The organism is Albidovulum sp., assembly GCF_041919395.1.
Lineage (GTDB): Bacteria > Pseudomonadota > Alphaproteobacteria > Rhodobacterales > Rhodobacteraceae > Albidovulum.
Map to the genome: position 1 here is coordinate 1 of NZ_JAYRTX010000029.1, position 17,600 is coordinate 17,600.

At 69.9% G+C, this 17,600-nt stretch carries 21 protein-coding genes; 9 read left to right on the forward strand and 12 right to left on the reverse strand.

Features of this window, described 5'->3' with window-relative positions:
- Positions 1-756: DUF4175 family protein (locus tag ACMUOO_RS06965; protein ID WP_413854966.1), on the forward strand; the 756-nt coding region annotated here is incomplete at its 5' end.
- Between the two features lie 15 nt (positions 757-771).
- Here ACMUOO_RS06965 and ACMUOO_RS06970 read toward each other — a convergent pair.
- Positions 772-1,662 (reverse strand): zinc-ribbon domain-containing protein, encoded by an 891-nt coding sequence (locus tag ACMUOO_RS06970; RefSeq protein WP_301920468.1) that lies wholly within the window; start codon positions 1,660-1,662, stop codon positions 772-774.
- Positions 1,663-1,833: 171 nt separating this feature from the next.
- On the opposite strand from ACMUOO_RS06970, the gene ACMUOO_RS06975 reads away from it, so the two are divergent.
- From ACMUOO_RS06975 to ACMUOO_RS06990, 4 genes are read left to right on the forward strand one after another with little or no spacing between them, the layout of a single operon-like run.
- Positions 1,834-2,505: a cell division ATP-binding protein FtsE gene (locus ACMUOO_RS06975; protein WP_301920469.1), complete on the forward strand. Its 672-nt coding sequence runs from the start codon at positions 1,834-1,836 to the stop codon at positions 2,503-2,505.
- Positions 2,506-2,513: 8 nt separating this feature from the next.
- A complete protein-coding gene (locus ACMUOO_RS06980) occupies positions 2,514-3,407 on the forward strand; it encodes a cell division protein FtsX (RefSeq protein ID WP_301920470.1) in 894 nt (297 codons plus the stop codon).
- The gene (locus tag ACMUOO_RS06985) at positions 3,404-4,144 is read left to right on the forward strand and encodes a lysophospholipid acyltransferase family protein (protein WP_301920471.1); all 741 of its coding nucleotides are present in this window, start codon (positions 3,404-3,406) and stop codon (positions 4,142-4,144) included. Before ACMUOO_RS06980 ends, ACMUOO_RS06985 begins: the two co-directional genes overlap by 4 nt.
- The gene (locus ACMUOO_RS06990; protein ID WP_301920472.1) at positions 4,141-4,701 is read left to right on the forward strand and encodes a DUF2585 domain-containing protein; all 561 of its coding nucleotides are present in this window, start codon (positions 4,141-4,143) and stop codon (positions 4,699-4,701) included. The genes ACMUOO_RS06985 and ACMUOO_RS06990 overlap by 4 nt, the downstream gene beginning before the upstream one ends.
- Here the strand turns inward: ACMUOO_RS06990 and ACMUOO_RS06995 are convergent.
- Positions 4,698-5,657, reverse strand: a complete 960-nt coding sequence (locus tag ACMUOO_RS06995) for an acetyl-CoA carboxylase carboxyltransferase subunit alpha (RefSeq protein WP_301920473.1) — start codon at positions 5,655-5,657, stop codon at positions 4,698-4,700. The two genes, ACMUOO_RS06990 and ACMUOO_RS06995, sit on opposite strands and share 4 nt — an antisense overlap.
- A gap of 120 nt (positions 5,658-5,777) precedes the next feature.
- Here ACMUOO_RS06995 and ACMUOO_RS07000 point away from each other — a divergent pair, with 120 nt between their 5' ends.
- Positions 5,778-6,992 carry an MFS transporter gene (locus ACMUOO_RS07000; protein ID WP_301920474.1) on the forward strand — a complete coding sequence of 405 codons (1,215 nt, stop codon included), beginning with the start codon at positions 5,778-5,780 and terminating at the stop codon, positions 6,990-6,992.
- A 27-nt stretch (positions 6,993-7,019) separates the two neighbouring features.
- On the opposite strand, the gene ACMUOO_RS07005 is transcribed toward ACMUOO_RS07000, so the two are convergent.
- Positions 7,020-7,985: an L-malyl-CoA/beta-methylmalyl-CoA lyase gene (locus tag ACMUOO_RS07005; protein ID WP_301920475.1), complete on the reverse strand. Its 966-nt coding sequence runs from the start codon at positions 7,983-7,985 to the stop codon at positions 7,020-7,022.
- Between the two features lie 218 nt (positions 7,986-8,203).
- Between ACMUOO_RS07005 and dgcA the strand changes: the two genes are divergently transcribed.
- Entirely contained in the window at positions 8,204-9,169 is a 966-nt protein-coding gene (gene dgcA, locus ACMUOO_RS07010; protein ID WP_301920565.1) for an N-acetyl-D-Glu racemase DgcA, read from the forward strand.
- Between the two features lie 72 nt (positions 9,170-9,241).
- A complete protein-coding gene (locus ACMUOO_RS07015; protein ID WP_301920476.1) occupies positions 9,242-10,120 on the forward strand; it encodes a D-amino-acid transaminase in 879 nt (292 codons plus the stop codon).
- A gap of 15 nt (positions 10,121-10,135) precedes the next feature.
- Here ACMUOO_RS07015 and trhA read toward each other — a convergent pair whose 3' ends face one another.
- The 4 genes from trhA to ACMUOO_RS07035 all read right to left on the reverse strand — a co-directional run bounded on the left by trhA (position 10,136) and on the right by ACMUOO_RS07035 (position 13,271).
- Positions 10,136-10,786, reverse strand: coding sequence for a PAQR family membrane homeostasis protein TrhA (gene trhA / locus ACMUOO_RS07020; protein WP_301920477.1), 651 nt, complete (start codon positions 10,784-10,786; stop codon positions 10,136-10,138).
- A 72-nt stretch (positions 10,787-10,858) separates the two neighbouring features.
- Positions 10,859-11,506, reverse strand: a complete 648-nt coding sequence (locus ACMUOO_RS07025) for an HAD family hydrolase (protein ID WP_301920478.1) — start codon at positions 11,504-11,506, stop codon at positions 10,859-10,861.
- On the reverse strand, positions 11,503-12,066 hold the full coding sequence (gene rsmD / locus ACMUOO_RS07030; RefSeq protein WP_301920479.1) for a 16S rRNA (guanine(966)-N(2))-methyltransferase RsmD: 564 nt from the start codon (positions 12,064-12,066) through the stop codon (positions 11,503-11,505). Before rsmD ends, ACMUOO_RS07025 begins: the two co-directional genes overlap by 4 nt.
- A complete protein-coding gene (locus ACMUOO_RS07035; RefSeq protein WP_301920480.1) occupies positions 12,063-13,271 on the reverse strand; it encodes an NAD(P)/FAD-dependent oxidoreductase in 1,209 nt (402 codons plus the stop codon). Before ACMUOO_RS07035 ends, rsmD begins: the two co-directional genes overlap by 4 nt.
- Before the next feature lie 79 nt (positions 13,272-13,350).
- On the opposite strand from ACMUOO_RS07035, the gene ACMUOO_RS07040 reads away from it, so the two are divergent.
- Positions 13,351-13,836 (forward strand): peroxiredoxin, encoded by a 486-nt coding sequence (locus ACMUOO_RS07040; protein ID WP_301920481.1) that lies wholly within the window; start codon positions 13,351-13,353, stop codon positions 13,834-13,836.
- Positions 13,837-13,895: 59 nt separating this feature from the next.
- On the opposite strand, the gene ACMUOO_RS07045 is transcribed toward ACMUOO_RS07040, so the two are convergent.
- The 5 genes from ACMUOO_RS07045 to ACMUOO_RS07065 all read right to left on the reverse strand — a co-directional run bounded on the left by ACMUOO_RS07045 (position 13,896) and on the right by ACMUOO_RS07065 (position 17,520).
- Positions 13,896-14,285 carry a 4a-hydroxytetrahydrobiopterin dehydratase gene (locus ACMUOO_RS07045; RefSeq protein ID WP_367891231.1) on the reverse strand — a complete coding sequence of 130 codons (390 nt, stop codon included), beginning with the start codon at positions 14,283-14,285 and terminating at the stop codon, positions 13,896-13,898.
- Positions 14,286-14,304: 19 nt separating this feature from the next.
- Positions 14,305-14,922 carry a glutathione S-transferase family protein gene (locus tag ACMUOO_RS07050; RefSeq protein WP_301920482.1) on the reverse strand — a complete coding sequence of 206 codons (618 nt, stop codon included), beginning with the start codon at positions 14,920-14,922 and terminating at the stop codon, positions 14,305-14,307.
- A 93-nt stretch (positions 14,923-15,015) separates the two neighbouring features.
- Positions 15,016-16,197 (reverse strand): GNAT family N-acetyltransferase, encoded by a 1,182-nt coding sequence (locus ACMUOO_RS07055; RefSeq protein WP_301920483.1) that lies wholly within the window; start codon positions 16,195-16,197, stop codon positions 15,016-15,018.
- Between the two features lie 46 nt (positions 16,198-16,243).
- On the reverse strand, positions 16,244-17,056 hold the full coding sequence (locus tag ACMUOO_RS07060) for a glycerophosphodiester phosphodiesterase family protein (protein WP_413854967.1): 813 nt from the start codon (positions 17,054-17,056) through the stop codon (positions 16,244-16,246).
- Positions 17,056-17,520, reverse strand: coding sequence for a RidA family protein (locus ACMUOO_RS07065; RefSeq protein ID WP_301920485.1), 465 nt, complete (start codon positions 17,518-17,520; stop codon positions 17,056-17,058). Before ACMUOO_RS07065 ends, ACMUOO_RS07060 begins: the two co-directional genes overlap by 1 nt.
- Positions 17,521-17,600 lie beyond the last annotated feature (80 nt).

Below are 17,600 nucleotides of genomic sequence, written 5' to 3' on the forward strand. Positions count from 1 at the left end.
CCCGGCGCTCAGGCCATGGAGAACCTGCGCCAGACCCTGCGCGAGCAGCAGGGCCTGTCGGACGAGGCGTTCCGCGATCTTCAGCAGGGCCGGCCCGGAGGGCAGCAGGAAGGCACGGAGGGTCAGCGCCAGCCCGGTCAGGACGGCCAGAGCGGACAGGATCAGGGCGACGGCCAGGGGCGGGACCAGGACGGCCAGCAGGGCCGCGACGGCCAGGCTGGCAGGCCCGACGCGATGCGCCCGGGCGACGGCGGCGATCCCCGCAGCCTCGCCGACCGCCAGCGCTCGCTCCGTGAGGCGCTCCGGCGGCAGGAGGGCGGGCTTCCGGGCGATCCGTCGGACGAACGCGATGCGGCGCGGCGCTCGCTGTCGGACGCGGGCCGCGCGATGGAGCAAGCCGAGCGCGCGCTGCGCGAAGGCGATACCGCGGGCGCCATCGAACGTCAGGCCGAGGCGATCGAATCCTTGCGCGAGGGGATGCGCAGCCTTGGCGAGGCGCTGGCGCAGAACCAGCCCCAGCAGCCGGGCAACCAGGGCGAGGCGGTGGGCGAGGCGGGCCGCGAAGTGCCCCGCGATCCGCTGGGCCGCAATACGGGCCAGTCCGGACGCATCGGCACCGACGAGAGCCTGCTGCAGGGCCCCGACGTCTATCGCCGCGCCCGCGACCTTCTCGACGAGATTCGGCGCCGTTCCGGCGAACAGACCCGCCCGAGCGAGGAACTCGACTATCTCAAGCGGCTTCTGGAGCGGTTCTGACCGGCCCAGTGCCGGTCAGTTTGCCGATCCGGACTGGAGCGATGCCGTGAGCGACCGCATGCGGTCGTCCAGCCACGTCCGGCCCGCATCGACCGCCGTCACATAGGCGGTGAGAACGGGTTCGAGCGCCGGCACGCTCCCTGCGAGCATGGGCGCGAGGACGTAGAGCCCGAGCAGGATCGCCGCGACGAGGATCGCGGTCGAGAACCCCATGCGAAAGCCGCTCCGGCGGCGCGCGAGCGTCTCGGGCGCGTCAAGGGCGGCGGCCTCGTTGCCACGTTCCGACGTGGCACGCAGCGTGGAGTTGATTTCCTCGATGTCCGGCAGAAGTTCGCGGCGCGAAGCGCGCGAGATGAGCGCGTCGTCGTCGAAGTCATGGGCTTCGCCGCGGCTTTTCGCATCCTGGTCCTGCGGCTCGGCGGTGCGCCCGCCGGTCGTCGCCGCCGTGGCGCCGATCGCGGCGGCGAGGCCGAGATCGGGCTGCGTCTCGACCGAGGTTCCCTCGGCGATCCGCGCGCGGGTCTCACGCTGTGCCTCCTCGCGCAGGACGTTGCGCACGGCGTCGTCAAGCGTCCGGCGCGTCCGCTCCGGCGGTCCGGGCTGATCTGCCGGTTCCCCGGGTTCCTCGGTCCGTTCCGCCCAGGCACCCGAAGGTTCCGGCGGTGTCTCATCCGGCGCGGCGGGGGGCGACGTGTCAGCCGCACGACTGCTCGCCTCCTCTGTGGTGGCCACGTCGTCCGCAGCCGCCTTGCGCTCAGCTTCGTCGGCCTCCGCCTCAAGCTGCTTCGCCGAGAGCTGAAACCAGGCGTGACCGCAATTCGAGCACTGGACATCGCGCCCGCCGTCGGGGATGACGCTTTCGTCCACTTCGTATTGCGCGCCACAGCTCGGGCAAATCAGACGCATGGTGTCCCTACCTGCTCAACCACCCACCGAACCTGTTTTCGGGCAATTCTGGTCCTTGTTATGGCCGTGTTGTAGCAATCAAAGGCTTTCCGGCCAAGCCTTTGTGGCCGGACACGAAAAAACGCATCCACGCCATGGCATATTGGCCATGGCCGCAGAGGGGGCAAGGCAGTGATCGAGTTCCAGGATGTGGCGCATGGCTATGGCGGGGTGCGGCTCCTGTCCGACATCACTCTTGCGCTCTCGCCCGGGTCCTTCCACTTTCTTACCGGCCCCTCGGGGGCGGGAAAATCGACCTTCCTGAAACTCTGCTACGGCGAGCTTTCGCCCGTCGCCGGGCGAATCTCGGTCTTCGGCCAGACCATCGCGGGGATGAGCCGCGATGACATCGCCCGACTTCGCCGCCGGATCGGCGTCGTGCATCAGGACTGCCAGTTCCTCGACCATCTCCCCCTTGCCGAAAACGTCGCGCTGCCGCTCACGGTCTCCGACCGCGCTGCCAACCCGACGGAACTGGACGAGTTGCTGGCCTGGGTCGGTCTCTCCGGTCAGGCCGCGGCGCTGCCGCCTTCGCTCTCGGGGGGCGAACGCCAGCGGGCGGCGCTTGCCCGCGCGGTCATCATGTCGCCCGAGGTGCTCCTCGCCGACGAGCCGACGGGCAACCTTGACTGGGAGATGTCGCTCAGGCTCCTCACGCTGCTGGTGGAACTGAACCGGATGGGCACCGCGATTCTCGTTGCCACGCACGACATGAACCTGATCCGCGCGGCCAAGGCGCAAGTCTCGGCACGGGTGCTGAGGATCCGTGGCGGTCAGGTGCAGGTGGCGGGGGCCGAGCTGTGAGGGGCGCATTGGCACGCGGCCTTGCGCTTCTCACCGGCGATGCGCGGGCCGACCGGGTCGTGCCGCCCGCGGGCGCCCCGGCCTGGCTCACGCTCCTCACCGCCGCCGCGATGGCCTTTCTCGCCGTCTTTGCGCTCGCCCTCTCGCTCGCCACGGGCCGGCTGGCCGAACGTTGGTCGGAAGCGCTTGCCAGTGGTGCCACCATCCGCATCTCCGCCCCGCCCGAACAGATGGCGGCGCAGACGCAAGCCGTACTCGACATCCTGGCGGTGACGCCCGGCGTGGCATCCGCCCGCGCGCTCGATGCGACAGAGACACGGGCGCTTCTCGCGCCCTGGTTCGGGCCGGACCTGCCGGTCGAAAGCCTTCCCATCCCCGCGCTCGTCGAGGTGAGCGAGGCTGCAGGGGGCTTCGACGCCGAGGGCCTGCGGCTCAGGCTCGCGGCGGAGGTGCCGGGAGCAACGCTCGACGATCACGCACGCTGGCGGCGACCTCTGGTCGAGGCGGCAGGGCGGCTCCGGGCGCTCGGCCTTCTCTCGCTCGCGCTCATAGGTGGAGTGGCCGCCGCCATGGTGACGCTCGCTGCCCGCGCCGCACTTGCCGCCAACGGACAGGTGATCCGCGTTCTCCGCCTGGTCGGCGCACGGGATACCTACATCGCCCGCGCCTTCGTCCGCCGTTTCACGCTCCGTGCCTTTGCGGGCGCCGCAGCGGGGACGCTCGCCGGAACGGTCGCCGTGGCGCTTCTGCCCAGAGCCGACGAGGCCGGCGGATTCCTCACCGGCCTCGGCCTTTCCGGCACGGGCTGGCTCTGGCCTCTGGCAATCCCGCCCCTCGCGGCTATCGTGGCCTTCTGGGCGACGCGCGCGGCCGCGTTCCGGACGTTGACGGAGGTGCAATGAGAACGGCGCTGCAATACGTCCTGTCGGTGGTGTTCATCGGCCAGATGTATCTGGCAATGGCGGTCTATGCGCTCTGGTGGACGCCCTTCGTCCTCTTCCGCCGCGATGCCGCCTTCGACGCCGTCCATGCCTATTGCCGCTGGGTCCGCGCCTCGGCGGCATTCCTTGTCGGCCTGCGCTCCGAGGTTCGCGGCGAGGTGCCCGCGGACGAGGTGGTCATCGCCGCGAAGCACCAGTCCTTCTTCGACATCATCATCCTCGTCTCGGTCGTGCCGCGGCCGAAGTTCATCATGAAGAAGGAACTCCTCTGGGCGCCGATCCTCGGCTGGTACGCCACCCGCATCGGCTGCGTGCCGGTCGATCGCGGCCGGCGCGGAGAGGCGATGAAGAAGATGGTCGCCGACGTTAAGGCGGGGCTCGCGGCCCCCGGCCAGCTCATCATCTACCCGCAGGGCACGCGCGTGGCCGCCGGGGCCAAGAAGCCCTACAAGGTGGGCGTCGGCGTTCTCTACAGCCAGCTCGGTCACGATTGCGTGCCGGTGGCGACGAATGTCGGCGTTTTCTGGCCGAGGCACGGTATCCTGCGCAAACCCGGACTCGCGGTGGTGGAGTTCCTGCCGCGCATCCCGGCGGGCCTGCCGGTCGAGGATTTCATGGCGCGGATCGAGCCGGAGGTCGAAGCCGCCTCCGACCGGCTGATGGCAGAGGCGGGCTTCGATATCGCGGCCGCCGAATGACGCGCGCGCGGCTTGCGTGGCTACTCGTCGCCCTGACGGTCGCGCTGGCCGGTGTTCTGCTGCTGTCGATGGGCCGGGTGCCGATCTGTACCTGCGGCTACGTCAAGTTCTGGCATGGGCAGACGATGAGCAGCGAGAATTCGCAGCACCTGACCGACTGGTACACGCCGTCACACGTGATCCACGGCATCCTCTTCTACGCCGCCCTCTGTCCGTTTGCGCGGCGCATCGCGGTCGAGTGGCGCTTCGTGATCGCCACCTTCGTCGAGGCGGCGTGGGAGGTCATCGAGAACACCGACATGGTGATCGACCGCTACCGCGTGGTCACGATCTCGCTCGACTACTACGGCGACAGCGTCATCAACTCGGTCGTCGACATCCTCGCGATGATCTGCGGCTTCTGGCTGGCGCGGATGGCGCCGATCTGGGTCAGCGTCGCCGTCGTGATCGGCTTCGAGGCGCTGACAATATGGCTGATCCGCGACGGACTCGCGCTCAATATCCTGATGCTGCTCTGGCCGCTCGACGCCGTCAGGGACTGGCAGGGCGGGCTCTAGGCGGCAAGGCCCTTGGTCCCCATCGCCAGGAACTTGTCGCGCCGTTCCCGCAGGAGGTCGGCGGGCTTCCTGCCCGAAAGGTCCTTCAGCATCTCGCCGATCGCCTTGCCGACGGCCTGGATCGCTTCGTCCCGCTTGCGCTGGGCGCCGCCGACAGGCTCGGGGATGATCCGGTCGATGACGCCGAGCTTCAAGAGATCCTGCGCCGTCAGTCGCAGCGCCATCGCCGCCTCGCGCATCCGCTCCGCGTCCTTCCAGAGGATCGAGGCGCAGCCTTCCGGGGTGATCACCGAGTAGATCGAATGCTCCAGCATCGCGACGCGGTTCGCCGTCGCCAGCGCCACCGCCCCGCCCGATCCGCCCTCGCCGATGACGATGGAGATCAGGGGCACGCCGATCTGCAGGCATTTCTCGGTCGATCGCGCGATCGCCTCGGACTGGCCGCGTTCCTCGGCGCCCTTGCCGGGATAGGCGCCGGGCGTGTCGACGAGCGTCACCACGGGCAGGCGGAACCGGTCGGCCAGGTCCATCAGCCGGATCGCCTTGCGGTAGCCCTCGGGGCGCGCCATGCCGAAATTCCGCTCGATCCGCGTCTTGGTGTCGGAGCCCTTCTCCTGGCCGATCACCACCACGGGCTGGTCGTCGAACCGCGCCAGCCCGCCCATGATCGCATGGTCCTCGGCGAAGTTGCGGTCGCCCGCGAGCGCGGTGAACTCGGTGAAGAGCGCGCCGATGTAGTCCTCGCAATGCGGCCGGTCGGGGTGGCGTGCGACCTGGCATTTCCGCCAGGGATCGAGGCTCTTGTAGAGGTCGCGGAGCATGTCCGCCGCCTTGCGGTCGAGCGCGGCGGCCTCTCTCGTGACGTCCATCCCCTCGTTCTTCCGCGCGAGCGCGCGCAGTTCTTCAGCCTTGCCTTCGATCTCGGCCAGGGGCTTTTCGAACTCGAGGTAGTTCATGGCGCTCTCCCGCGAAGGGTCATGGGACCGCTGTCAGGCGCCTATATGACCGCAGCCCGACGCCAATGCAACCGCGCGCGCCCATGGACAAGCCCCATGCCGCCCACTAGCGTCGCGCCCATGAAACCTTCAGCCGCACTCGACAGCGCCGCCTCCTGGACCCGGCTTGCGATTTCCCTCCTGGTCGCGGTGGTGGGCAATGTCGGCATGTGGGCGGTGATCCTGATCCTTCCCTCGGTGCAGGCCGAGTTCGGGATCGACAGGGCGGGAGCCTCGCTGCCCTACACTGCGACAATGGCGGGCTTCGCGCTCGGGAACTTCGCGATCGGGCGGGCGGTGGACCGTTGGGGCATGGCCTGGGCGCTGATCGGCGCGGCTGTCCTCAACGCCGCGGCCTATGCTGCGGCGTCGGCGTCGGGGTCCGTCGCGGCGCTGTCGGTGGCCCATGCGGCGCTCGGCTTCGGAACGGCGGCGAGCTTCGGGCCGCTCATCGCCGACGCGTCGCAATGGTTCCTGAAACGCCGCGGCATCGCCGTCGCACTGGTGGCAAGCGGGAATTACCTTTCGGGCGCGATCTGGCCTCTTCTGCTCACCGGCGTTCTCGAAACCCAGGGCTGGCGCGTCGTCTATCTTCTCCTCGCGGGGCTGACGCTGACTGTCGTCGTGCCGCTCGCGCTTTTCCTGCGCCGACCGTTGCCGGTCGAGATGGCGCACCAGACGACCCGGCTTGCCGCCCTGCGCGCTGCCAGCACAGGCCTGTCGCCCCGGACATTGCAGTGGCTCCTGGCGCTCGCGGGCGTGGGCTGCTGCGTCGCGATGTCGATGCCGCAGGTCCATATCGTCGCCTATTGTGTCGATCTCGGCTTCGGGCCGGCGGTGGGTGCCGAGATGCTGTCGCTGATGCTCTTGGGTGGCGTCGCCTCGCGCATCGCCTCGGGGCTTCTTGCCGATGTCCTGGGCGGGGTCCGGACACTGCTCATCGGTTCGGCGCTGCAGGCGCTGGCGCTGGTGCTCTACCTGCCCTCGGCCGGGCTCACATCGCTCTACGTGGTCAGCCTCGTCTTCGGCCTCTCGCAGGGCGGGATCGTGCCTTCCTACGCGGTGATAGTGCGCGAATACCTTCCGGCGAAGGAGGCCGGCGCGCGGGTCGGGTTCGTGATGATGGCGACGATCGTGGGCATGGCACTCGGCGGCTGGATGTCGGGCTGGATCTACGACCTGACCGGGTCCTACCGCGCGGCCTTCCTGAACGGGATCGCCTGGAACGTGATGAACCTCGGCATCATCGTCCTCGTTCTCATCCGCTCGCGGCCGCGCGAGGCCGTCGCGGCCTGACGTGCGCCGTCATGTGGGTAACGGGTCCTAGGATCCGCCCGCTGCAATCATCTCGGCCTGGCGCACGATGACCTCGGCCTGGCGGATCGAGGCGATGTCGACGAGCCGGCCCTTGTAGACCGCCGCCCCGGCGCCTTCCGCCTTGGCCTTCGCCATCGCCGCGAGGATTTCGCGCGCCTCGGTCACCTTGGCCTCGGACGGCGTGAAGACCTCGTTGGCGAGGGCCACCTGCCTGGGGTGGATCGCCCACTTGCCGACCATGCCGAGTGTGGCGGAGCGCTTCGCCTGGGCGATGAAGCCTTCATCGTCGGAGAAATCCCCGAACGGACCGTCAACGGGCAGGACGCCGTGCGTCCGGCAGGCCGCGACGATGGCGGCCTGGGCCCAGTGCCAGGGGTCGGGCCAGTACTTCTGGCCCTCGCGGATCATGTAGTAGTCTTCCTGCGTGCCGCCGATGCCGGTGGTCTGCATGCCCATCGACGCGGCGAAGTCCGCCGCGCCGAGACTCATCGCCTGAAGTCGGGGGCTGGACGCGGCGATCTCCTCGACATGGGCGATGCCGGCGGCCGTCTCGATGATGACCTCGAGCGCAACCGGCTTTTCCCGTCCTTTCGCCCGCTCCACCGCCGTCACCAGCGCGTCCACCGCGTATACGTCTGACGCACAACCCACTTTCGGGATCATGATCTGGTCGATCCGGTCACCTGCCTGCTCCAGAACCTCCACCACGTCGCGGTACCAGAAGGGCGTGTCGAGCCCGTTGATGCGGACCGAAAGATGCTTTCCGCCCCAGTCGATATCTTTGATCGCCTGGATGATGTTCCGTCGGGCCTCCGGCTTGTCGTCCGGCGCGACCGAGTCCTCGAGGTCAAGGTTGATCACGTCCGCCGACGAGGCCGCCATCTTCTCGAAGAGCGCCGGCCGGGAACCCGGGCCGAAAAGCTGGCAGCGGTTCGGGCGAGCGGGGGGGCTGGGCTGGAGGCGGAAGCTCATGTCGGATTCCTCAGGCAAGGAAGTTTCGTGGCAGCTCCAGGCCCGGATAGAATATTGCGCTGCGCTGCGCAAGCGGGCTTTGCAGGTGCAGAAAACTGCGCCGGACGGGGCGTCGGGTTCGCGTCGGTTTTCCGTCGGGCGTCCGTCCCGACAGAGGGCGCCCTTGACCAGGAACCGCGGGACGGGGAGAACCGAGGATGAAACCGAGGGAGCCGACGATGAGCCTGACCGTGACCCGCGACCGTTTCCCCCTGAGGGAGGTCTTCACCATCTCGCGCGGGTCGAAGACGGAGGCTGCCGTGCTGACGGTGACGGCATCCGGCGGGGGTGTGAACGGCCGGGGAGAATGCGTCCCCTACGCGCGCTACGGCGAGAGCCTCGACAGTGTCGCGGCAGAGATCGCGGCCCTGCCGCCGGACCTGGACCGCGTGGCGCTGCAGGGTCTGCTGCCGCCGGGGGCAGCGCGCAATGCCGTCGATTGCGCGCTCTGGGACCGGGAGGCGAAGCTGGCGGGCAGGCCGGTCTGGCAACTGGCGGGCCTGGGTGCGCCGGCGCCCGTCACGACCTGCTTCACGCTCTCGCTCGACACGCCGGAGCGGATGCGGGCGGCGGCAGCGCGGGCCGCGGGCCGGCCGATCCTGAAGATCAAGCTCGGCACCGAGGACGACATGGCGCGACTGGAGGCGGTGCGCGCCGGTGCGCCGAAAGCGCGGATCGTGGTCGACGCGAACGAGGGCTGGACGGCAGAGGTCTATTCCGCGCTCGCGCCGCACCTCGCGCGGCTCGGTGTGGCGCTGGTGGAGCAGCCGCTGCCCGCGGGCGCGGACGGAATGCTGGCCGAGATCGCGCGCCCGGTGCCGGTCTGCGCCGACGAGAGCTGCCACGACCGCGCCTCGCTGTCCGACCTTCGGGGCAAGTACGACATGGTCAACATCAAGCTCGACAAGGCGGGCGGGCTTACGGAGGCGCTGGCGCTGCGGGAGGCTGCGAAGGCGGAGGGGTTCGGGATCATGGTCGGCTGCATGGTCTCCTCCTCGCTCTCGATGGCGCCCGCGTTCCTCGTCGCGCAGGGGGCGGAGGTGGCGGACCTCGACGGGCCGCTGATCCTGGCCGAGGACCGGGAGCCGCCGGTGCGCTATGCAGGCTCCGTCATGCAGGTGCCGGACCGGACACTCTGGGGCTGAGCGCCGCGCCGCCTTGACGCGGCCCCGCCAAGGGCCGATGACACCGGGGCGCGCCCACCAAGGAGACTGCCCATGACCCGCCCCGACCCCCGCATCGTCTATGTCAACGGCGACTACGTCCCCGAGGAAGAGGCGAAGGTCTCGGTCTTCGATCGCGGCTTCCTGATGGCGGATGCGGTCTACGAGGTGACGAGCGTGCTGGATGGCCGGCTCATCGACTTTCCGGGCCACGCGGCGCGGCTGAAGCGGTCGATGGCGGAACTCGACATGGAAAGCCCGGTGACGGAGGCGGAGCTTCTGGCGATCCACCGCGAACTGGTCAGGCGGAACGGGATCGACGAGGGGCTCGTCTATCTCCAGATCAGCCGCGGCAACCCGGGCGACCGGGACTTCGCCTTCCCCGATCCGGCGGAGGTCAAGGGCACGATCGTGCTCTTTACCCAGTCGAAGCCGGGCCTGGCCGAGAGCCCAGCAGCGAAGACCGGCATCAAGGTCATCGGCATCCCCGACATCCGCTGGGGGCGGCGCGACATCAAGACGGTGCAGCTTCTCTACCCCTCGATGGGCAAGATGATGGCGAAGAAGGCGGGCGTGGACGACGCCTGGTTCACCGAAGAGGGTGGCGTCGTCACCGAGGGCACCTCGAACAACGCCTATATCGTCAAGGACGGACGGATCGTCACCCGGCAGCTTTCCGAGGACATCCTGCACGGCATCACCCGCGCCGCTGTCCTGCGCTTCGCGCGCGAGGCGCAGATGGTGGTGGAGGAGCGGCCCTTCACCCTGGACGAGGCGAAGGCGGCGGCCGAGGCCTTCGTCACCTCGGCCTCGGCCTTCGTCATGCCAGTGGTCGAGATCGACGGCGCGGCGATCGGGTCTGGCCGGCCCGGGCCGGTGGCGACGCGGCTGCGCGAGATCTACCTGGAGGAAAGCCGCAAGGCGGCGATGTGATTGCAGCGGGGGCGCTCAGGCCGTCTGGACGAGGTGGAGTGTGACGGCAGCGTAGAAGACGAGGCTCGCCGCCAGCACGAACACGTGCCAGATCGTGTAGTGGAAGGGCAGGCGCTCGAAGAGATAGAACGCGACCCCGACCGTGTAGAGGACCCCTCCGGTAAGAATGAGCGCCATGACCGGCCCGGAGAGCGTGGCGAGGAACGTGCCGCCGGCGGCAAGCCCCGCCCATCCCATGGCGAGGTAGAGCCCGAGCGCGAGCGGGCGGAAGCGGTCGGGCGACACGAGCTTTATCCCGACACCCGCGAGTGCCGCACCCCAAAGGCCGGCGAGGAGCCAGAACCCGTGGCCGGAGAGCAGGGTGAAGGGGGTGTAGGTGCCGGCGATCTTCACGTAGATCGCCGAATGGTCGAGCCGCTTGAGGAACCGCGACCAGCCGGGATGGGCGATCATGTTGTAGAGCGCCGAGCAGAGGATCATTGCGACGAGCGCCGCGCCGTAGACCGAGACGGCGAGGACCGCGGTCAGGTCGCCCCTTAGGAATGCCGCGACGGTGATCAGGACGGGCACCGCGGCGAGCACGACGACGAGGCCCGCAACATGGATGACGGCATCCGAAAGGCGCTCGGTCGGGGAGTAGTCGGTGCGGGCGGCAAAGAGCGGCATGGCAGCAGCATAGCAGAGGTCCTGCCGCGAGGGTAAGCCCGCCGGGTAAACTCGGTGTGTCGTGCCGCAGCGTCAGAGAGCGAGGAGGGCCGGCAGGTCTTCCATGCGGTGGAAGGGCCGGGCGCCCTCGGCGGCGAGCCGGGCGCCGTCGTCCCGGGGCGCGTAGCCGAGGCAGGTCATGCCGGCAGCGCGGGCGGCGCGGGCACCGGGCGGGCTGTCTTCCACGACGACGCAGGCGGCGGGCGGGGACTTGAGCGCAGCGGCGGCGTGAAGGTAGAGGTCAGGCGCCGGTTTCGGGCGCGCGACATCGTGCCGGGAGAAGATGCGGCCCCGAAGCCGGACATGGAGCCCGGGATGCTGGCCGAGCGTGATCTGCATCTTGCGGTGGGGGCCGTTCGAGCCGACGGCATAGGGAATGCCGGCCGCGTCGAGGGCGTCGAGCACCCCGCTTATGCCGGGAACGAGCGGCGTGCCCTTCGCGAGTTCGGCGAACATCTCCTCGTAGACGCGATCCACCCAGTCGGGCGGAAGCGCGGCGCCGAGGCGGCGGGCTTCTTCGGCCACGCCGGCCATGGTGCCGCCGAGGAAGAGCGCATGGATCTCGCTGACGGCGAGGGAAAGCCCGTGTCGGCCGAGGCTCGCCGCGATCACACGGTCGGTGATGGGTTCGCTGTCGACGAGAACGCCGTCGCAGTCGAAAAGGACGGCCGCCGGTCTCACGCCGGTGCTTTCAGGAGGGTGATGATTGTGTCGCCGTAGCGGCGCTGGTCAAGAAGGGTGAAGCCTTCGGGCGGCAGGGGGGGCGTGCCCTCCTCCCACACGATCAGGGCGCCGGGGGCGAGCCAATGTCCCTCGGCGAGCGAGCCGAGCGCCGGTTCGCCTAGGCCCTTGCCATAGGGCGGGTCGAGGAAGACGAGGCTGTAGCCCGGCCCCCGGTTCGGGCCCATGCGGGTGGCGTCGCGGCGCCAGACATCGGTCGCGCCCATCGCCTGCATCTTCTCGATGTTGGCGCGCAGGAGCGCCCGCGCCGCGGTGCCGTCATCGACGAAGGCCACACGCGCGGCGCCGCGGCTGAGCGCTTCGAGCCCGAGCGCGCCGGTGCCGGCGAAGAGATCCAGCGCGCGCGCACCTTCGACCGGGTTGCCGTACGGGCCGTTCATCAGGAGGTTGAAGATCGCCTCGCGCACCCGGTCGGAAGTGGGGCGCAGGTGCGCCGCAGCGTCGCCCGCGCCGACCTCGGCGAGTTTCAGCCCGCGCCGCGTGCCGCCGACGATCCTCACCTGAGGAGCGCCTTGAGGTCGGCGGCGGGGTCGGCGATCAGCGTCGGGTCGGGCGAGCGGCCGGCCTCGATCAGGCGTTTGCCGATCATGTAGGCGCGCGCATCGTTCATCGCGTCGAGTGCAAGGAGCGTGGCGCCCCGGTAGTACCAGAAACTGACGGCGCCGCCTTCGCCCTCCCGGGTGACGATCCGGTCGTAGCCCGTGTTGAGACCCGCGATCTGGAGCTTCACGTCGTACTGGTCCGACCAGAACCAGGGCTTCGCCTGGTAGGGCGTGGCGGCGCCGAGGATGTTCGCCGCGACCGTGTCGGCCATGTCGATGGCGTTGCCGACGCTTTCGAGCCGGATGCGTGCGTCGCCCTGCGGGAAGGAGGCACAGTCGCCCGCGGCCCATACATGGGGCGCGGAGGTGCGGCCGAGTTCGTCGGTACGGATGCCGTTCTCGAGGGCGATGCCGGCGGCCTCGGCAAGTTCGGCGTTCGGCAGGATGCCGATGCCGACGATGACGAGGTCGGCCGGAATCTCGGTGCCGTCGACGAGGATCGCGCCCGTGACCGCGTCCTCGCCGGTCAACTGGGCAAGGCCAGTGCCTTCAAGGATGCGGACACCGTGGGCTTCGTGGAGCCGGCGGAAATAGTCGGCCGTCTCGGGCGAAGCGACGCGCTGCAGGATGCGCGGCGCGGCCTCGATCAGCGTCACCTGAAGCCCGAGCTTCGCCGCCACCGCCGCGGCTTCGAGCCCGATGTAGCCGCCGCCGACGATCAGCGCGCGGGCGCCCTTCCGGAAGCCCGGCGCCATATCGTCCACGTCCGCCAGCGTGCGGACGGTGAAGACGTTGGCCAGATCGCCGCCGATGGCCGCGGGAAGGCGGCGGGGGCGGGAGCCGGTGGTGAGCGCGAGTTCGTCGTAGGAAAGCGTCTCGCCGCCGGCAAGGCGGACGGTGCGTGCCCGTGTGTCGATCGCCTCCACCGGCGTGCCGAGGCGGAGCGTCACGGCCTGTTCGTCCCAGAACGCCGGCGCGCGAAGGTAGAGCCGTTCGAGATCCATCTCGCCCAGGAGATAGGCCTTCGACAGCGGCGGGCGCTGGTAGGGGGGCTGCGGCTCTTCGCCGATCAGCGTGACGGGGCCCGCGTGGCCGAGCGCCCTGAGCTTCGCGGCGAGCGAGGCGCCTGCCTGGCCCGCGCCGACGATGACGATCCCGCCCATTACACTTCCCCTCTGGTGGCCCGCGCGGCGGACCCTATATCGTCGGGACCGGAAAACGCAACGAGTGAGGACTTTTGCGATGGCGATCGAGAAGGGGCAGCGGCTGCCCGCCGCGACCATGCTGCGGATGGGGGAGAAGGGACCGGAGAAGGTCGATCTCGGTCAAAGGCTGAAGGGTCGCCGGGTGGTGTTCTTCGGCCTGCCGGGCGCCTATACCGGCACCTGCTCCACCGTGCATATGCCGAGCTTCATACGCACTGCCGAAAAGTTCCGCCAGAAGGGCGTGGACGAGATCATCTGCGTCGCCGTCAACGATCCCTTCGCGCTGAAGGCCTGGGGCGAGGCGACCGGGGCCGCGGCGGCCGGCATCACCCTGCTCGGCGACAGCGACGGGGCTTTCACCCGGACGCTCGGCATGGCCTTCGATGCCCCGGCCATCGGGCTTTTCGGCCGGTCGAATCGCTATGCGGCGATCGTCGACGACGGCGTGGTGACACATGTGCAGATCGACAAGCCCGGCGAGTGCAGCATCTCGACCGGCGAGGCGCTTCTGGAGGCCGTCTGAGGCGGGGCGCGGCGCGGGGGGGGTGACCGCCGGCCGGAAGCTCGCTTCCGGCCGCAGCGTCAGTCCCGGTCGGGCCCGCCGTCGCGGGCATGGATCTCGCAGAGGCAGGTGACCGGCTCGCCGTGGTCGGTCTGCACCTCGGCCTCGCCCGCGATCCGGTCCATGCGGAGCGCGAGCGTGAGGTCGAGCGCGGAGAGTCCGCCGCAGTCGTGGGTGATCAACGTCGCGTCGACGGTGTTGTAGATATTGGTCCATTCCGGGTGGTGGTTCAGCTTCTCGGCGGCGAGGGCGACGCGCGACATGAAGCCCCACGCTTCGGAAAAGCTCTTGAACTTCCATATCTTGCGGATCGCGTCGCGGCCCTCGGCGGCGCGCCAGCCGGTGGCGCCGAGCCGGCCGAGCGCGGCTTCGCGTTCGGGCCCCTGGGGCAGGCGTGCGGATTGGCTCATGGCTTTCCTCCTTCGGGTCTCAGCCCGCCTTGGGCGGCATCGCGGCGTTGTCGGCGTCGTTGGCGCGCTGGAGCGCGGGGCGGGCGCTGATTCGGTCCCAGTAGGCCTGGAGCGCGGGGCGCGGCTCGATCGTGCCGAACCTCAGCCCCCAGCCGATCTGCGACCCGGTGGCCACATCGGCCGCCGAGAAGCTCTCTCCCGCGAGGTAGGGGGTGCGGGCAAGCTGGGTTTCGAGCGCGTCGAGCGTGGTCGCAAGCGCCCCGAAGCCGACCATCCCGCGCCGCTCCTCCGGCACCTCGACGGCGAGCGCCTTCATGATGACCGTGGCCTCGAAGGGACCGGCGCCGAAGAAGAGCCAGCGATAGTAGGCGGAACGGTCTTCGGGCGCGAGTCCGGCCTCGGGAAAGGCGTCGGCGAGATAGGCACAGATCGCGGCGTATTCCGTGACGACGCGGGTTCCGTGGACAAGCGCCGGGACCTTCCCCATCGGGTTGATCGCGAGGTATTCCGGGGCCTTCATCGGCGCGCCGTAGTCGAGATAGCGCACCTCGTAGGGCTGGCCGATCTCTTCCAGCATCCAGCGCGCGATGCGGCCGCGCGACATCGGGTTGGAATAGAGAATGAGCGAGTCGGTCATTCGGGCCTCCCTGTCCTGGCGGCGATTGTCCGGGGCGTGGTGGCGAGTTTCAATGCCTGCCGTGGAAGTATTTGCGCCGGGATGCGCCGGCAGTCAGTCCTGCCGGTCGCCGCGCCGGAAGGGGCCGTAGTCGGTCAGGACCTCGATCTCCTGCCCCACGGCCTGCGCCTCGGCATCGAGGAAGCGGGCGACGGCAGCCCGGAAAGAGGCGTCGGCGATCCAGTGGAGCGAATGGGTCTCGACCGGAAGGTAGCCGCGCGCGAGCTTGTGTTCGCCCTGCGCGCCGGCCTCGACCCGGGCGAGACCCCGGGCGATGGCGAAGTCGACGGCCTGATAGTAGCAGCATTCGAAATGGAGAAACGGGTGATCCTCGACGGCGCCCCAGTAGCGGCCGAAAAGCGCATCGCGGCCGATGAAGTTGAGCGCCCCCGCGACCGGGCGTCCGCCGCGCTCGGCCAGCACCAGAAGGACATCGTCGCGCATCGCGGCCTGGATTTCGTCGAAAAAGGCGCGGGTGAGGTAGGGCCTGCCCCATTTGCGGCTGCCGGTGTCCTGGTAGAAGGCCCAGAAGGCATCCCAGTGACCGGGCAAAAGCGCATCGCCGGTGAGCCTTCGGATGCTGCCGCCGAAGGCCGCCGCGGTGGCGCGTTCCTTGCGGATCGCCTTCCGCTTGCGCGAGGCGAGGGCCGCGAGGAAGCCGTCGAAGTCGGCGTAGCCGTCGTTCTGCCAGTGGAACTGCTGGCTTTTCCTGCGGAGAAAGCCCTGGGCGGCGCCCGCCTCGGCCTCCTCGGCGGTGCAGAAGGTGACATGGGCAGAGGAGAGGCGGTTGTCGGCGGCGATCTGCACCATCGCGCGGATCAGCGCGGCGCGGCCCGGACCCTCCCAGCCAGGTTTCGTCAGGAAGCGCCGGCCGGTCACCGGCGTGAAGGGTACGGCCGCCTGGAGCTTCGGGTAGTAGCGCCCGCCGGCGCGCTCGAATGCGTCGGCCCAGTTCCAGTCGAAGATGTATTCGCCCTGGCTGTGGCTCTTCGCATAAAGCGGCATGACGGCGACCGGGGTGCCCGCCGCCCGGACGACGAGCGGGTGCGGCTGCCAGCCGGTGCCCCTCCCGACAGAGCCGGAGCGTTCGAGGGCGGAGAGGAAGCGGTGCGTGGTGAAAGGGTCGAAGGGCCGCCCGCCCGCCGCCGCCTCGGGGCAGGCGCAGGCGTCCCAGTCGGCCGCGGCGATCTCGCCGACGCCGGAATGGGCGGTCACTTCGAGGGCGATGTCGTCCATGGCGCGGGCTCCTGCCAGCCCGAAGTGGGGCGCGTCGCCGGGGGCGTCAAGCCGGGATCGTGGCGGCATAGCCCTCGAAGGTCACGTTGTCGGCAACGCGGCGGGCCTCCGCCTCGGCACCGGGCGAACGGATCGTCCAGCAGAGGACGGCCGCCCCCCGCGCCTTGAGGTCGGCCACGCGCGGGCGAGCGAGGTCGGCGGCCTCGTGACTGAGGAAGCTTGCCCCCACGGCGTCATAGTCGGGAATCTCGCGGAGCCGGTCGCGGACGCGGGGCGTCAGCAGCGGCCAGTCTTCGGCCGCGTAGGCGGAGGTCGTGAGCCCGCGCGGGATCGCCGGCGCCGCCTCGGCGAGGGCGGCGACGGAATGCGGATTGAAGGACATGACCGCCACGGGCCCGGCGTAGCCCCGGAGCGTCCCGGCGACCGCGCCTTCCAGGGGGCCGACGCCGGGACCCATGTCGCCGTCCTGGTCCTTGATCTCGATGAGAAGCGGCACGCGGCCGGCGACGAGCGCCAGCATCTCGGCCAGGGTCGGGATGCCGTCGTCGCCATCGAGGAGTCGAAGCGCCCGGAGTTTCGCGGCGCTGAGTCCGCGGATGCGTCCGGGAACGCCGGTGAGCCGCCGCAGGTCGTAGTCGTGAAAGACCATCGGCACGCCATCGGCCGAGGGCTGGATGTCGCACTCGATCCCGTAGCCCGCGGCGATGGCGGCACGGAAGGCGGCAGGCGAGTTCTCCGGCCGCCCCGCCTTGCGGTCGTGGAGCGCCCGGTGCGCGATGGGCGTGCGGAGGAAGGACGCCGGCAGCGGTACGTTGTTGGGGGGCACGCTGCGGGGAGGCACGCTGTGGAGGCCCGGCATCAGGCGACCTGGAAGACGGCCTCGATCTCCACCGCGACGCCGAGCGGCAGGGCGGGGGCCGAGACCGCGGCGCGGGCGTGGCGCCCGGCTTCGCCGAAGACCGCGACCATGAGGTCGGAGCAGCCGTTGATCACCTTCGGCTGGTCGGTGAAGTCGGGCGTGGAGTTCACGAAGCCGCCCAGCTTCACCACCCGCACCAGCCGGTCGAGATCGCCGCCGAGGGCCGCGCGTGCCTGGGCAAGGAGGCTGAGACCGCAGCGCCGCGCCGCCTCGGCGCCCTCGGCCACGTCCATCGTCTCGCCGAGCCGGCCCTTGATGAGGCCGGCGGGGCCTTGCGAAATCTGCCCCGAGACGAAGAGGAGGTCGCCCGTACGGACAAAGGGCACGTAGTTCGCCGCCGGCGCGGGGGCGTCGGGGAGCGTGAGCCCGAGCTCGCTCAGACGGGCGTCGATGGTTCCGGCCATGGGGTCCTCCTCTGCGCCCTCGATGGCGCGAATCCGTTTCGGCCGGCAGGTTAGCGGCGCAGCGAGCGTGGCGGAAGGGC